15 protein-coding genes, 1 tRNA gene and 2 rRNA genes are annotated in these 15,137 nt (G+C 57.6%); 8 read left to right on the top strand and 10 right to left on the bottom strand.

The genetic code is table 11. From position 1 onward, the window contains the following. Positions 1-41: 41 nt before the first annotated feature. The 4 genes from K1W69_RS00090 to K1W69_RS00075 form a co-directional block, all read right to left on the bottom strand. Complete coding sequence (locus K1W69_RS00090) at positions 42-404, bottom strand: DUF2958 domain-containing protein (protein WP_220226301.1); 363 nt, start codon at positions 402-404, stop codon at positions 42-44. Beyond that, positions 401-628: a hypothetical protein gene (locus K1W69_RS00085; RefSeq protein WP_220226300.1), complete on the bottom strand. Its 228-nt coding sequence runs from the start codon at positions 626-628 to the stop codon at positions 401-403. Before K1W69_RS00085 ends, K1W69_RS00090 begins: the two co-directional genes overlap by 4 nt. Positions 629-995: 367 nt before the next feature. Continuing rightward, entirely contained in the window at positions 996-1,268 is a 273-nt protein-coding gene (locus K1W69_RS00080) for a hypothetical protein (RefSeq protein WP_220226299.1), read from the bottom strand. Further along, positions 1,265-1,870, bottom strand: coding sequence for a TetR/AcrR family transcriptional regulator (locus K1W69_RS00075; RefSeq protein WP_220226298.1), 606 nt, complete (start codon positions 1,868-1,870; stop codon positions 1,265-1,267). The genes K1W69_RS00080 and K1W69_RS00075 overlap by 4 nt, the downstream gene beginning before the upstream one ends. A 90-nt stretch (positions 1,871-1,960) precedes the next feature. Here K1W69_RS00075 and K1W69_RS00070 point away from each other — a divergent pair, with 90 nt between their 5' ends. The 3 genes from K1W69_RS00070 (at position 1,961) to K1W69_RS00060 (ending at position 4,355) form a co-directional block, all read left to right on the top strand. Beyond that, positions 1,961-2,839: an SDR family oxidoreductase gene (locus tag K1W69_RS00070; RefSeq protein WP_220226297.1), complete on the top strand. Its 879-nt coding sequence runs from the start codon at positions 1,961-1,963 to the stop codon at positions 2,837-2,839. 39 nt (positions 2,840-2,878) lie between these two features. Continuing rightward, positions 2,879-3,736, top strand: coding sequence for a nuclear transport factor 2 family protein (locus K1W69_RS00065; RefSeq protein ID WP_220226296.1), 858 nt, complete (start codon positions 2,879-2,881; stop codon positions 3,734-3,736). A 127-nt stretch (positions 3,737-3,863) separates the two neighbouring features. Next, positions 3,864-4,355, top strand: coding sequence for a DUF1993 domain-containing protein (locus K1W69_RS00060; RefSeq protein ID WP_220226295.1), 492 nt, complete (start codon positions 3,864-3,866; stop codon positions 4,353-4,355). Between the two features lie 370 nt (positions 4,356-4,725). Here the strand turns inward: K1W69_RS00060 and K1W69_RS00055 are convergent, their stop codons facing one another. Next, complete coding sequence (locus K1W69_RS00055) at positions 4,726-4,956, bottom strand: DUF2958 domain-containing protein (protein ID WP_370688152.1); 231 nt, start codon at positions 4,954-4,956, stop codon at positions 4,726-4,728. Between the two features lie 300 nt (positions 4,957-5,256). Between K1W69_RS00055 and K1W69_RS00050 the strand changes: the two genes are divergently transcribed. After that, complete coding sequence (locus tag K1W69_RS00050) at positions 5,257-6,453, top strand: DUF3644 domain-containing protein (RefSeq protein ID WP_220226293.1); 1,197 nt, start codon at positions 5,257-5,259, stop codon at positions 6,451-6,453. A gap of 251 nt (positions 6,454-6,704) precedes the next feature. On the opposite strand, the gene K1W69_RS00045 is transcribed toward K1W69_RS00050, so the two are convergent. Continuing rightward, entirely contained in the window at positions 6,705-8,666 is a 1,962-nt protein-coding gene (locus K1W69_RS00045) for an AAA family ATPase (protein WP_220226292.1), read from the bottom strand. A gap of 198 nt (positions 8,667-8,864) precedes the next feature. Then, the gene (locus tag K1W69_RS00040; protein ID WP_220226291.1) at positions 8,865-9,773 is read right to left on the bottom strand and encodes an ArdC family protein; all 909 of its coding nucleotides are present in this window, start codon (positions 9,771-9,773) and stop codon (positions 8,865-8,867) included. 517 nt (positions 9,774-10,290) lie between these two features. Here K1W69_RS00040 and K1W69_RS00035 point away from each other — a divergent pair. The 4 genes from K1W69_RS00035 to K1W69_RS00020 all read left to right on the top strand — a co-directional run bounded on the left by K1W69_RS00035 (position 10,291) and on the right by K1W69_RS00020 (position 14,203). Continuing rightward, positions 10,291-12,297 carry a type IV secretory system conjugative DNA transfer family protein gene (locus tag K1W69_RS00035; protein ID WP_220226290.1) on the top strand — a complete coding sequence of 669 codons (2,007 nt, stop codon included), beginning with the start codon at positions 10,291-10,293 and terminating at the stop codon, positions 12,295-12,297. A 485-nt stretch (positions 12,298-12,782) separates the two neighbouring features. After that, entirely contained in the window at positions 12,783-13,247 is a 465-nt protein-coding gene (locus K1W69_RS00030) for a replication/maintenance protein RepL (protein WP_220226289.1), read from the top strand. Positions 13,248-13,307: 60 nt separating this feature from the next. Further along, positions 13,308-13,964 carry a ParA family protein gene (locus tag K1W69_RS00025; RefSeq protein WP_220226288.1) on the top strand — a complete coding sequence of 219 codons (657 nt, stop codon included), beginning with the start codon at positions 13,308-13,310 and terminating at the stop codon, positions 13,962-13,964. Then, on the top strand, positions 13,964-14,203 hold the full coding sequence (locus K1W69_RS00020; RefSeq protein WP_220226287.1) for a hypothetical protein: 240 nt from the start codon (positions 13,964-13,966) through the stop codon (positions 14,201-14,203). The genes K1W69_RS00025 and K1W69_RS00020 overlap by 1 nt, the downstream gene beginning before the upstream one ends. A gap of 207 nt (positions 14,204-14,410) precedes the next feature. On the opposite strand, the gene K1W69_RS00015 is transcribed toward K1W69_RS00020, so the two are convergent. The 3 genes from K1W69_RS00015 to K1W69_RS00005 form a co-directional block, all read right to left on the bottom strand. Then, a tRNA-Met gene (locus K1W69_RS00015) sits at positions 14,411-14,487 on the bottom strand. A gap of 111 nt (positions 14,488-14,598) precedes the next feature. After that, positions 14,599-14,713 (bottom strand): 5S ribosomal RNA (rrf, locus tag K1W69_RS00010). A gap of 319 nt (positions 14,714-15,032) precedes the next feature. After that, positions 15,033-15,137, bottom strand: a 23S ribosomal RNA gene (locus K1W69_RS00005); the annotation flags it as partial.

Below are 15,137 nucleotides of genomic sequence, written 5' to 3'. Positions count from 1 at the left end.
TGTCCCCAGCCCTGACCGTCAGGGCTGGGGCATGGGTCAGGTCAGGCGACAATGCGCCCCTTGTCGGATGCCTCGGCGGCATAGGCCGTCAGGCTTTTGGTTGGCTTGAAATGGCGGTCGCGCTCGATGGTCAGCCCTGCGGGGCCGCGCACAGCGGCAAGCTCCGACAGACGGACGCTGCCAAGCTCGGGGCATCCAAAGCCCAGGTCACAAAGCCCAAAGGCAATGTCCTCGTCCTCGGGGTCGAGTTCCGAGAGCAACCACGTTGCCGCTCCCCATGGGCAGAACAGCTTGACCACAGGCCAGAAGTCCTGGGTGTTGCCATCGTCGGCCATGCGTTCGGCATTGGCTTTGCCATTTTTCAGCATGCGGGCATGCTGGTCAGCCAAGAGAAGCGTGCTCATTGTGCCGCCTCCCGTCCGTCATGGTCTGTCAGCCTCATGCTGTCCGTCACCGAGACGAACAGCGGGCGGATGGTGAAATCCTCCCCGTCCCTGTTCACGGCGCAGATAGCGGCGGCGGGTACGCCGTCCGCAAAGCAGCTGAACAAGGCAAAGTTGGAATAATCCCCGCTCGTCAGCGCCTCAAAGGCGCTGCGATGCTCTGGGGTGATATTGGTTTGGCTCATGTCGGTTTGTCCTTCCGTCGAGTTGTTACATTCTGCGAAGGACACCCACGCCCCGCGCATGAACCTCTGCCCAGCGGCGAGCGACGACGACAAACCAGTGACTGAATTGGGAAAAGGCGTTCAGGCGGCGAAGCGCCGACATCCGACGGGCTCCAAGAGAGCCGCGCCGCAAAGCGGCGGTATCCGGCCAACACGGGACCCCCGACTTGATCGGGGGGAATGGAGCGGGCGGGCCGGACGGCGACCTTGGAAAAGACCGGCGGGGTCGGCACAAGCTGGCTAGAGAGGTTACAAGCGCGAAGCGCGACCCAACAGATCAACGCCGTCCCGAAGGGACGACATTATGGGGCGTTGCGGGGTATCCCCGTTAGAAGGGGTGACGGAAAACGCCGAAGGCGGTTGAGGGCAGGGGAACCCGAGGCCCACTCCGAACATGAAGGAGAAGAGCCCATAGGTCTTCAAGAGCGCCAGCCCGTTCACCAGCCACAAGGTGATCGCGTCCAGCACCCGTCTCTCCGCCCTGGTCGGCGAAGCTGTAGAGCGCCGAAAACGCAATGTATTGAACATTGACGACGACGATGCCGAACAGCGCGAAGAGGCGCAGATAATTGGGCATGAGGGCGTGCGGCGACCCGGTCATGAGCGGCTGAAAACCGACAGAGCCAGCGTCAGCATCTCGCGGACGCGGGCAGGCTCTTCGCCGGAGGCGCGTTGGGTGATGGCAAGCGCGATCTGCTCGCCGAGGTATTTCGCTCCAGCCTCGACCGAGAGGCTATCCGGCCAATCACCGGAATCGCGGGCAGCTTGCAGGAACGCCACATAGGCAGCCCGCGCTGCCGCGTCGATTTCCTCCACCCGCGCCCGCGTTTCGGGCCCCAGCCGATGCTTGCCCGCGCGCATCTTGTAGAACAGGCAGCCGGTTTCCATCCGGGGATCGTCGCTCGCGAAGTCGATGAGCGCGTCAAGCGTCCCACGCAGCCCCTTCCCGCCGTGCAGGATCTCGAACATCTCCGACAGCACCTGTTCGGCGTAGCGGTCAAGCACCGCGCGCGACAGCCCGTCTTCGCTGCCAAACTCGCGGTAAAGCGAGGGTTTCGAGATACCCGCCATCTGACAGATCGCATTGACCGACACATCAGCCGGATCGCTTTGCCAATAAGCATTCATGGCGACGTCGAGCACGCTTTCGGCGTTCATCGTCCGCGGTCGTCCGCGCGCGGGTCTTTGATCGGCATCACTCATTTTTATACTATCCGGTATTTTATATCTTGACGACGTATCCCAGATATTGGTACCAGTTGGTAACAAAACTTACAAGCAGGAGCATGAACCATGGCAAAAACCGGAAGAACCATCGTGATCACAGGGGTCAGCAGCGGCTTCGGCGCGGCGGCAGTGCGGGCCTTCGCGGACCGGGGCGACCGCGTTTGGGGCACGATGCGCGACACCGCGGGGCGCAACGCCGCCAAGAAGGCGGAGCTTGAGGGCTACTCCCCCCGCATCACAATCGCCGAGATGGATGTTACGAGCGACGCGTCGGTGGCCGAGGGTTTCGCCGCCATTCTGGCCGATGGCCCCATCGACATCCTGATCAACAATGCGGGCATCATGTATATCGGCATGACCGAGGCCTACAGCGTTGCGCAGGCCGCGGAACAGATGGACACCAACTATTTCGGCGCAATGCGCGCCATGCAGGCGGTTCTGCCGCCCATGCGCGCGGCAGGCGGCGGGTTGATCATCAACACCAGTTCCATCGCCGGACGGGTGTCTGTGCCCTTCTTCGGCACCTATTGCGCGACCAAACACGCGCTGGAAGCCTACAGCCAAAGCCTGCGTTATGAGGTGTCCCCCTTCGGCATCGACATAGCGCTGGTCGAACCAGGCCCCTTCCCCTCCAACCTGCTGGCCGCCGGAAAGCCGCCCGCCCGCGCAGATGTGCTGGCGTCCTACGGCGATCTGCGTGACGTCCCCACGGCGATGGTGGCGGGCTTTGCCGACATGCTGGCCAGCGATCAGGCCCCCGATCCGCAGTTGGTGGTGGAAACCTACCTGTCGCTGGCCGATGCCGCCCCCGGCAAACGCCCGACCCGCACGGTCGTCGGCATCACATGGGGCGTGGACGAAGTGAACGCCTTCACCCAGCCGCGCCAGGACGCGCTTTTGAAAGAAATGCAGCTCGACACTCTGCTGGGCGGTGCCGACGCCTGACCACCTTAATATGCCTCCCCTGAAAAAGGAACCACTCCAATGAAAAAGACCCTTACTGCTGCCGCAGTCACCGCTTTGCTTGCCACCAGCGCCCTTGCCGATGACACCACGTCGATCAAGCCGATTGTCGGCAAGTTTCTGGGCGCCGTCCTGCAAGGGGACGTCGACACGATGCGCGACCTGGCGAACGTGGATTACATCCAGCACAACCCGTTCATTCCGACTGGGCTGGAGCCCTTCATCGGCATGCTGCCGGTGCTGCAAGAGGCGGGCACCACCGCCGAAAATATCCGCATGTTCGAGGACGGCAACTATGTCTTCATGCACAACATTTGGCGCAATGCCGCGCCGTTCGGCGCCGACACGATGGTGTCCTTCGACATCATCCGGGTGGACGAGAAAGGAAAGGTCGCAGAGCATTGGGATGCGTTGCAGCCCCTGGTCTCGGACACGGTCAGCGGTCGGACGCAGACCGATGGCCCGACCGAAGTCACCGACCTCGACCAGACCGAGGCAAACAAGGCTCTGGCCGTCGCGTTGGTCCAGGATGTTCTGATGGGCCGCGACCCGGCACGGATCACCGACTACATCAACGCCGAAAGCTACGCCCAGCACAACCCGATGATCGCGGACGGGCTGGACGGGATCATGGCGGCCGTTGAGACACTGACCGCGCAGAACAACATGTTCCTATACACCGAGATCCACGCGGTGCTGGGCGAGGGTAACTTTGTCCTGACCGTCAGCGAAGGCCAATGGAACGGCACGACCAACGCCTTCTACGACCTGTTCCGCATGGAAGACGGAATGATCGTCGAGCATTGGGACGTGATCCAGCCGGTCCCGACCGAGGGCTTGGCCAACACCAACGGCATGTTCACCGGCTTCGACAACTGAGGGCCGCAAGGTCGGTCTGAACGCCGGACCGCGAAACACGGCAGCCCGTTATCTCTGACCCTGCAGGCGAGACTGAAAATTCCCGCCTGCCACAAACGAGACCCTATCACCCGACCGGAGTAAAACGATGGAAAGTCCTATTCCCGATCTCATCCATGGGCTGCGCTGCCTGTCGTCCAACTTGACCAAGGCAGAGGCCCATTGCGAAAGTCACAAGATTACCCCCGAGGCGCTTCTCAAGGCGCGGCTGTTTCCGGATATGTTCGATTTGACCCGCAACGTCACCACAGCCTGCGATGCTGCAAAATTCACCGCCGCCCGCTTGTCGCAGACCGAACCGCCAAGATATGAGGACAATGAAGCGTCATTCTCAGAGCTTCAAGTCCGCATCGCGAAGACAATCGCATTCCTGGAGACCATTGCAGATACCGCTTTCGCAACTGCCGAAACACGCGAGCTGGCAGTGCCGCTCGCGCCTGAAGGTACGGCGCACGACGGGCGGACATATCTCGCACGCTACGGATTCCCGAACTTCTACTTTCATCTGGCGACGGCCTACAACATCTTGCGCCATAATGGTGTCGTTCTGGGAAAGCGAGATTTTCTCTGGGTCAGCTAGTGGCCCTTTGCTGCAGCGGCTCGCGAATTGAAGGCCGATCCACCGACCTTGACGGGCGAAGACTGGGAGACTCTATGAGGCACGGTGGCCAAGCTGCTGCTGGCCGATCAATTGTCGTGATCCTGTTTTCGTGGCATCGCCGAAGCTTCTTCTTATCATCCGATTGTCCGCGAACTGATGCGCGCATTGATGGACCCGCAGATGACCGATGACGCATTTACCCTGCCGGCGCCAATTCTCGATTTGTTGCCTTGGGCCGCGAATCGGCGCATCAGAATGACCCCCTATCGGTGAGGGGTTACTGAGTTTAGCGCCCTGTTTTCATTAACCTATAATCGCGGCCAGGGGGTCAATCTGACGCCGATTGGGGTCAACTGCCGACGCCGTTCACAGCAGGTTCTGAAAGGCGCACGGTTCCCACCTCGGGGCATCCGGAACCAAGGTCACAAAGCCCGAAGGCAAAATCCGTGTCTTTCGGGTCCAGCTCCGAAAGCAGCCACGTTGCAGCACCCCATGGGCAGAACAATTTGACCACAGGCCAGAAGTCCTGGGTGTTGCCATCGTCTGCCATGCGTTCGGCATTGGCTTTGCCATTGGCCAACACGCCCCCCCCCGACTTGATCGGGGGGAACGGAGCGGGCGGGCCGGACGGCGACATTGGGAAAGACCGGCGGGGTCGGCACAAGCTGGCTAGAGAGGTTACAAGCGCGAAGCGCGACCCAACAGATCAACGCCGTCCCGAAGGGACGACATTATGGGGCGTTGCGGGCACTCCCGCTAGAATGGGGTGCGCCGAAGACCTCGGGCTGAGGCCAGGGGAAAGGCTTTTCCCCCTGATGAATCCCGTTACACTGGCACACGGCGATCAGTTAAGCCGATCCAAGCTAAATTCAGGGATAATATGCCAGCCAGAAAACGGGGTAATACGCTCGAAAAATGGGAAATCGCCCTGATCAAGGCGATGTTGAATCGCGGCGGTTACAACGACCAGGATATATTGGCGTATTTCACCCGTCCGACACGTTCGATCAACCATGCGCGTATCGCAGAAATCCGTATTGGGGCAAAGTTCAAGGCCCTCAAGGCGGCGTCCACGGACGAGCTGGATGATTTTCTGATCAATTGGCCGGATGTGGACGCTGAAACAGGTCTCAGTCTCCGGGGTGACGAGCTGCTGATCAAGGCACGAGAGGCGATGATCGCTGCCGTGCATACCTTCAATGGTGCGGGGCTTATCTTTCGGGCAGAGCTCTTTATCGTCACCAGCATCATCGGCTGGACCTATCTCATGCACGCCTGGTTCCGGCGTGAGGGCATCGACTACCGGTATCGAAACGCCGACGGCACAATCAAGAAAACGAAACAAGGAGCGGACTGTTATTGGGAGTTGGGCAAATGCCTGCGCCATGCGCGCTGCCCGGTTCCCCGTGGCGTGGTGAAGAACCTCGACTTCGTCCTGGAGCTACGCCATGAGATCGAACACCGGTCAACGAACCGGATCGACGAGGCGGTCAGCGCCAAGCTGCAAGCCTGCTGCCTGAATTTCAATGATGCCATCAAAGCGTTATTCGGCTCCCAATATGGATTGGAACGGCGGCTACCGATCGCGCTTCAGTTCGTGACCTTCGCTGCTGACCAGCTAGCGGTGCTCAAGAAGGGCAGTAATCTGCCGGGACACATTGAGACTTTTATCGATGCTTTTGAGCACGGTTTGACCGAAGCAGAGTACGTGGACCCGGCCTATCGCTATCGGGTCGCATTCGTACCGATTGCCGGAAACCGCGCGTCAAGTGCGGATACGGCAGTCGAGTTCGTCAAGGGCGACTCCGATGAAGGCCAAGAGATCAACCGCGTTCTTCTCAAGGAAGTGGACAAACGCCGATATACGGCCAAACAGGTTTGGGAAATGATGCAAGCTGAAGGCTTCCCGAAGTTCAATCAGCAAGCTCACACGGCACTCTGGAAAGAATTGGACGCCAAGAACCCTGCGCACGGCTATGGCCGCGATGGCGACTACAAGGGCACTTGGGTCTGGTACGATAAATGGATTGAGCGAGTCCGTGCCCACTGTCAGGAGCAAGGCGAACGCTACAAGTGAGGAAGTGAGGCCGCCTAAGCGGCGGCCTCGGTGACGTCGGCGGCTTGCAACCCTGCCAGAAAGACAGCCGCCTTGGCGGCCTCACTGGCGGTGAAGATGCCTTCAGAGCCGTCAACCAATTGTCAGGTAGGCGGCGCCCCACATTAAAGGGCGCTACGGGGTGCAATCCCGTTCGAAGGGGTGACGGAAACCGCCGAAGGCGGTTGCAGGCAGGGGACGGCGTTCCCCTCATTTAATCCTATGCAAACAACCTATGTGAGCATCTGATTGTAAACAGCAAACACCTTCTCCGCCCGCTCCAGTGTTTCAAGCACCTCAGCGTTGTCGCCGTCGAGCATTTGTGGATTGCGGATCAACCAATCCGAAGGGCGGTAGTGACTATACTCGGGCATGTCGGCAGGTAGTAGCCGGAAGTAGGCTTCGGCTTGCTTCACCTGACGCGGGGCACCTTCCGTAGCGGCGAGTTTTGCGGCTGTGACGGCATGCTTACCTTTCAGATCGTAGCATCCATTGATAATCTTACAGAAGAGTTCCGGATGCATAAGATCCTCAACATCCGCCTCAGACTGGTCGAGCAATTCAGCGATCGTGTGAAGACGTTCAGCGGCAAGAACTTCGCTTCGGCGCAAACGTTCAATTTTGCCCTTGTCGCCTTGTCCTTGGTCAGAGAGGACGGCCACATTTAGGTGGTTACCATGAAAGAGCGACACAAAGGGCCTCACGTTGTCGATGCCGCCTGCAGGACACATGGTCCATTTGGGATTAAGACCCTGTCTTCCCCGTCGTTCAAGTTCATTTGAGAAGGCTTGCAGATAGAGGATATCCGACGGCCCCTCGACCAACAGGCTATTCTCGCCGACGAAAAGCGATTGCGTAACGGAATAACCAAGCGCCCCTTGCAACGGAAACAACGTATCCTTGTCCGTACTCATGACATCTTCGGTTATTCTTGTTCCGAGTGATTGCGGGCGGGCGGGCTCTTTCAGGTCAACGACATCCTCGACGACGCGACAGTCAGCCAGCCTCTTGGGCGGGACCATGAACGGAGAGTGAGTTGAGAAAATCACCTGATGGGTAGGCAGAAGCTTTTCCTCAATGTAGCGAAGCAGGTCTTCCTGAGCTTTTCCGTGCAGCGTTAATCCCGGCTCATCAAGAAGAATAATCACATTGTCGGTTGTTCGGCGCATCATGGCGAACTGAACGAGGAAAGAGAAAAACCAGACGAAACCTGCACTTCGCTCCGAAAATGGAACGCTTGCCCGATGGAGTTGATTATAAACACGTGCTCGCGCTACAGCGCCTGCGTTAAAGGGGGGCTTATCTTGCGGCCTGCCCTCATTCAGCTCAACTTTGACCTCCAGATATTTGTTCTGTGACCAATACTGAAATATCTGGTCGGTAATGTCGGCTGACGCGGCTTCGCACTTGGCGTTCAATTCTTCATATCGTGGAGACTGGTTCAATTCGTCCAAATCGGTTCCGGCGAGCCGCAGGAAGTTCATGAATATCTCATCGCCCGGTTCAATCTTATTATTTTGCTTATCTTGCGCAATTTGCTGTGCCGAAATTTGACCGCTCATCCGGTCATAATGTGATGTATAGAAAAACGTAGGAACCAGGTCAGAAATCAGATCAATGCCACGAAGGTTGATCGACTGATCCCGATAGTCCGAGAACCGCTTGGATAATGCAGCCAGTTTTTCAGATTTTTCCTCGTGCCCGGCTATGGCGGCAATCAAAGCTGCTGAAGTTTCTGCCTTTTCGACAACCTTCTTCTCTGCGGCGTTCAAACGCTGGGCTGCAACAGCATTGGCAATTGCTATTTTTGCAGAAATTGGTACCGACCATGATGTGCCTTCTTGGTTGTATCGCTTGCTGATCTTGAATTCGCGGGAAGTGATGGCGTCTTCACCGAATTCATCCGCCAGACGCTCGAAACCCTTATCAGACAGCTGCCACCACGTTTCGACGACGACCGCATCTTCATCGGAATGGCGCTCTTTGTAGCGAGTAGCAAACCGACGAGGATAATCCTCGGTCACGTCAAATTTTGTTTGAGGCGCACCAAAAGGGCGGATGGATTGTAGAGCCGATAGAGTGGCGGTCTTCCCAGCTTCGTTTTTACCGACAAGGCAGCACAGTTCCCCGACGGAAATCTTTCCCGTATCAAGAATCGACTTGAAGTTCTGTATTCTGATATGGGTCAGTTTCATGTCATTGTCCTGCATCTATTACAACTAAAGCAGAGTACAACAAGTAACTGCACTCAACAACAATTTGCCCCTCGGTGTACTCCGCATACTGCATGCCGAGTCCCAAAGATAAGGACTTGCGTGATCAGCGACCGCCAACACGACTCTCGCATGACGTCGGCAGAATGCCCGTAGGACGAATAATCGTAAAGAGGCCGCCTAAGCGGCGGCCTCGGTAACCTCAGTGGCTTGCAGCCCTGCCAGATAGTCGGTTGCCTTAGCAGCGGCACTGGCTGCGGTGAAGATGGCTTTCTTGTCGGCCTTGAGGACCTTCAGCCAGTTGTCGATGTAGGCGGCATGATCGGGACGCGGTTCCAGCGTGATCCCAAGGTCAGCGCAGAGGAAGGCAGCGCCCAGTTCCGCCACGAGCTCTTCGACGGCATAGGCGTCATCGCCGAAGCGCTTGCCAAATTGGCGGTCGCAACGCATGGCGCTGCCGGTCCAATGGGTTAGCTCATGGAGCAAAGTCCCGTAGTAGCTTTCGGTCGCGGTGCTGGTTTCCGTGCCCATGAAGCGCTCGCGCTCCGGCATCTGGATGAAGTCATCCGGGAAGCGGTAGTAGGCGCGGTTGCCGCCGTGGCGGATATCGGCCCGTGTGGCTGCGATGAAGGCTTCGGCTGCATCGTGGGTTTGCGCCGGGTCTTTCGGTTCCGGCAAGGGCGGAGCCTCGAACCCGTCCACCTGGTCGGCGTTGAAGACGTAACTGGCACGGGCCATGAGGCGTTTGCCCTGTTCGGTTTCGCCGTCGTCCTTCTGCTCTTCCACGTCGAATTCTTTGTAGAAGACCACGAGGCTGGATTTCTCGCCCTTGCGGACCTGACAGCCCTTGTTCTGCCATTGGCGATAGGTGCCCCAGGTGCCGGTCGAGAAGCCGCGTGCTTGGGCTGAGGCCCAGAGGCTGACGACGTTGATCCCGCGATAGGCGTTGGTGGTGTCGATGTTGACGGGGCGGTTCAAGCCTTGGCCTGAGCGGTGCCAGGGCATCTGCCAGTCGCCGGCTCCGGCTTCGATGGCGGCGATGATGGTGTTGGTCACTTGGGTGTAAACGTCTTGGCGTTCGGTCTTCATGGTCTCTCTCCTTGTCTTTGCGGGCCGCGCCCATCGCGGCCGTCCGATGGCGACCGGAAAGGCAGGGGCAAAGACGGGCGGCGCACCCGGCACGGGCCGGAGAGAAACGAAGGACGGAGAGCGGGCTGTTTCTTGCTTCGCGAGGAAGGCTTTAGCCGGGGAAGAAACTGACCGGGAACCGTTGCGCCGCACGGCGTCCCTGCCAGGTCAAGCCAGATATGAGGACGGCTCGTGGGCAGCGGTCAGCGACAAGGGCAAGTGAGGCCGGGAAATCAACCCGTAGACGCGGCCCCAAAACGACAACGACCCCGCCATAGGGATTGGGGGCGCTGACTGCTCTGCAACCTCTGGGATGAGTTTCAGGTGCTTATGGACCGCACCCCAACCCGGCACCGAACTCGCCGCCGGGTCACGGCCATTCAACTGTCCTTAGCACAAAGCAGGCTGACAGATCGTATTCCGGGGCTATTGTTAGTTTCAGAACAAGCAATCAGGGGCGCGCGAAAGGAAGAACGGCATGGTCTTCGGAAAACTGTTCGGGAAGGCGAGAAAGGACGGCGCTCCGGGGAGTAATGCGTATGCGGCTTGGCTGAACAGTCTCGACCCCATGTGGAGAGATGCGGTGCAGATCATCTCAAGCGATTCCAAACTCGATGAGGCCTTCAAGAACGTATTCCGACACGCCCTGCAAAACGGCAACCTTGAAGAGGCACGGGCCAAGCTCCGGGAATGCTTGCCCTTCATGACGGAAGGCGGTCAAGCGCGATTACAGTCCGCTGGCCAGATGGAGCACTGGTCAAGCGATCAACAGCTACTGGATGCAGGGATCATTATCCCGAAGGCCAAGCGGGAATTCATTATCGATAAGATGCGTCTGGGGCGCCTGCCTGTTGACGGGCCTGAAGAGGACGATCTTGGCATCATGTTGTGGTTTCAGGGTGAAGGACATCTTCTCACCGTAGCGCCGACCGGGGCTGGCAAGGGTCAACGGTTCATCCTGCATAATCTGCTGACCTATGAGGGTCCCGTCGTTGTGCTTGACCCAAAGGGCGAAAACTATCGCGAGACAGCGTGGCGACGCTCCCATTTTGGTCAGGTGTTCAAATGGTCGCCATTTGAGGCCGACTCCGACTGCTACAATCCATTGGACCGTGTGAATAGCTGGGATGAGGCGCGGCTGCTTGCAGAGCTGCTGATCGTGCCGCAGAGCAAGGAACCTTTCTGGGATAATGCCGCCAAGGACCTGCTGACGGGGCTGATTTTCTATGTGCTTCGCACACGGGAACCGAGCCGCCGGAATATGCGTGAAGTGTGCCGTCTGCTGGCTGGTAGCAAGTCCGACATGGCGGCGATGATCGAGACCCTCCAGAATGATGGTGATGAGCGCCTCCGGGAATTAGGCAATGTTCTCGAAGGACAATCGGAGGCGTTGAGTGCGTCCATCGGAACGACACTCCGTACCCAATTGGAAATCTGGCGATCAGAGGGCGTTGTCAACACGACATCAACCTCGACCCCGGACTTTTCCGCAGACCGGATTCTGGATTCTGACAATTCTGAACTGGTCTATGCGGCACGAGGCGGCGCGATACCGGGCTGTTATGAGCGAGATGACGGTCAGCTTGAACGCGGTCTCGCCGCCTCTGTTTACCTGGTCATTCCCCCGGAGAAAATCGGCAGCTACCGATCTGTATTGCGCGTCATTCTCGGCCAGCTTCTGAGCGGTGCGATCGAACATCGCGGTGTCATCGAAGCGGAAAATGCCGAGATCGACGATCTACCCATAGACTACCCACGTTGGCCGATTACCTTCTTTTTCGATGAACTGCCGCAACTTGGCTATATGCGACTTATCGAGGATGCGGTTGCAATAACCCGCAGCTATGGAATTCGGTTATGGCTGTTTACCCAGGATCTGGCACAGCTGAAGGAAGTCTATCCTAAGTGGGAGAGCCTGATTGCGAACTGCCGTAGCCAGGTTTTCTTCCGCCCAAACGATCTTGGAACCGCGGAACATATCGCCATGCGGTTGGGCCGCAGAAAGGATATTTGGGGCGGCGATGACTGGGTAGCCACACCCCAACAGCTTATGGGGCCGGACTTTAGGGAAGATTGCGTCATCTTTCAGGATGGGCTGTCTGTGCGAGCCCGCATGTTTAATCCGCTTTATGCCGATCAGAATGCTCAAACGGCAATGGGCTCCCTAAAAGCGTCTTACGGGACAGACGTATTGCGCGCGCAGCGTCCGGACGTCCCGCCCCCTGAGCCAGAACCCGAGGAAGACGAAACCTTCGCAACAGGCGACAACGGCGGCGCGGGATTAGCAGCCTCACAAAAAGAACCTAGCCCTGATGGTGAGACTGACGACCTGTCAGATGATCCCGAATATCAGGCTGAGCTTGCTGCCCTTCAGGCAAGGATGCGTGCCCGCAAGGCTGACACCACCATCAAGCCGTCTGAGAGCTCGGCAAAATCATCCGACGCCGACAAGCGTCCACCGACACCCCCAGACTTCGACAATTGATCTGGTGAGGCTCCTGCGCGGCCTATGGGATACCTTCGGAGCATCAATCCACTCGAACTCCTCTCATAGCCCCCTGCCGCCAGAGAGGTTTTACGGGTGGTGACCGAATAAATGCCGATGTACCGAGCTGCGTGTGTTCAGTTGTCGTTCGCAAACGACGATCAAGAGCAAAGGGTTCAGCTGACTTACCCACAGTCACCCCTCGCCGCTGCGCATGCAGTATTTGGGCTGCCACTTGCGGCTCGGAGCCTGTGGATAAGTCCACACATATGTAAGACTAAGAAAGGAAAATCAAAAAACCAAGGAAAACCGCGGACCTTATGTAACCCCCTAGAGGTTACATATATGTAACCCCCAGAAGGTTACATATAGGTGGTGTTTCAGTTCCAATGGAGCGCTTTAGTTTCCGATTTTTGGAATTTTATTTCCATCTTTTGTACTTCTCAGGTACATTACTAAAAATAACAATAAATTGGGACATACCCATGCAAACCGCTACCAATTTTAGCGACGAAAGAACGTCGCGCGAAAAGAACCCACCCTTCACCAAAGTTTATCGTCCCGGCTGGGATCGGATCAAAGACCTATTGTCGGGTGACGCAACCGCCGCCCGCGTGTGGGTTTTCCTCGTTGAGAATGCCGGACATGACAATGTGCTGGCATGTGGCATGACGGTCTTGGAAGAAGAGCTTGGCCTTCATCGGAAGACCATATCCAAGAAGATCAAATATCTCTCCGAGCAAGGTGCGCTCATCGTCGCGAAAATGGGGACGGCGAACGTCTATATCCTGAACCCGCATGAGACTTGGAAGGCGAGCGAAGAGTTCAAGAATTATCATGCGATTACGGCTCGGGCACTGATTGGCAAGGCCGAGAACCGGGGTTTTCGCAAGCGCCTGACACATATTGTTGGGCAGGCTGAACAGGTGGAATTGTTCCCAACAGATTAACGAGCATGCCAGCATGCTGGAATGCTCGCATGCTGGCATGCGCCAAAGGAGTTTCCTAAAATGGCGCATATTATTGGACTTATCGCTCAAAAGGGCGGGGTCGGCAAAAGCACACTTTCGCGGCTAATCGCCTGTGAATTTGCGGGGCAAGGTTGGGCCGTGAAAATCGCCGACATGGACGTGTCACAAGGCACCTGTGCTGAATGGTGCCGCCTACGCCAACAGCACGGCATAGAGCCGGACATCCGCGTCGAGACCTTTGGGCGCGTCGCGCAAGCGATATCGGATTCGGATCGGTTCGATCTCGTAGTCGTCGATGGAGCACCGCATGCCACGGCAGCCACGCTTGAGATTGCCCGCACGAGTGATTTGGTCATCATTCCAACAGGGCTGGCGTTGGATGATTTGCGTCCTGGGGTGATGCTTGCCCATGAGCTGGTCGAGAAGGGGGTTCAGGCTGACAAGCTGGTCTTCGTGTTGACACGGGTCGGCGACAGCCTCGCCGCCATAGAAGACGCGAGACAGTTCATCAACCGGGCGGGCTACGCCGTCGGTGTTGCGGAGTTGCCGGAGCGCATAGGCTATCAGCGGGCCATGGACGCCGGATTTGCCGCAACTGAGACGACGCACCGCTCACTGAATGAAAAGGCGGAAGCTGTAGCCCAGGATATTGCCGACAAATTGGCAGGCTTGGTGATGGACCGGGAGGTAGCGTGATGGTCGATATCAAGCTGGCCAAGCCAAAGCGCCCTAAGCGTCTTCCCGAGCCACCAACCAAGCCGCGACGAGTGGGAAACCTTCATAAACCTGACGGGGGTTCGAACGTGCCTCTACAGCTGAAGATTTCACCGGAGCTTCGACGCGAGTATCGAGCCTTTGCCGCAGATCATGATCTTGAGCTGAATAAACTCTTCCGGATCATCTGGGAACACTACCGCAGAAACGGTCCTCAGTGACAGGCATGCCAGACTGCTAGCATGCTGGCCACCTCGCATGCTGGCATGTTGCGAATCTAGTTCCAGAGCGTTTCCGTTGTTGAGATTTGTTGCCCCTTGGGGCAGTCGGTTGGTTTTGAGTGTGCCAAGAGTGTGCCAAAACAGTAAAAAGCCCTGTCCGTGAGGATCAGGGCTTTTTGATTTAATCAGCGTTTTCAGTGTCTTATTTGGTTGCGGGGGCAGGATTTGAACCTGCGACCTTCAGGTTATGAGCCTGACGAGCTACCGGGCTGCTCCACCCCGCGTCAACACGCGGTTCTGCACGATCCGTTACGGTTGGGCCGCCGCACGATGTGCGAAGCCTCGAAGTTCGGGCATGTGTAAAGAGAAGATATTTTATGTGTTGCTATTTTCAGACCTGGCGATGACCTACTCTCCCGCGTCTTGAGACGAAGTACCATTGGCGCAGGGGTGTTTCACGGCCGTGTTCGGCATGGGAACGGGTGGGGGCACCCCGCTATAGTCACCAGGTCGGAGAATAGCAACTTGAGAAGCTGGGAGATTTGTTATGTCCTCACGGTTGAGCGTACGCGCCAGCATCCTTGGGATACTGTCGGGACTAACCTCCGGACTGGGCGGGCCATCAGGCCCGACGTGCAGTCGCACTTGCGGCGCTTCGCGCCGTCCTTTTTTCCCATACAAAGTCTGCAAGGGAAAGGAATTCGAAGCTCTGAGAGCTTCGCAAGGCCGACTGGCCGTCGCCGCTTGTGCGGCGCGCCGTCCGCAGCGAGCGCCCATTGGGCGCTCACGGCGTGAGGACTGATATAATGATACGCATTGATCAATGGGAACGATCAAGTCGATTGAGCGATTAGTACTGGTCAGCTTCATGCGTTACCGCACTTCCACATCCAGCCTATCAACGTGGTCGTCTTCCACGGCTCTATGGGGACTA

This window comes from Flavimaribacter sediminis (genome assembly GCF_019492055.1).
GTDB lineage: Bacteria > Pseudomonadota > Alphaproteobacteria > Rhizobiales > Rhizobiaceae > Flavimaribacter > Flavimaribacter sediminis.
Note: the sequence above shows the minus strand (reverse complement) of the source record. Positions and strands in the feature narration are given on the sequence as shown.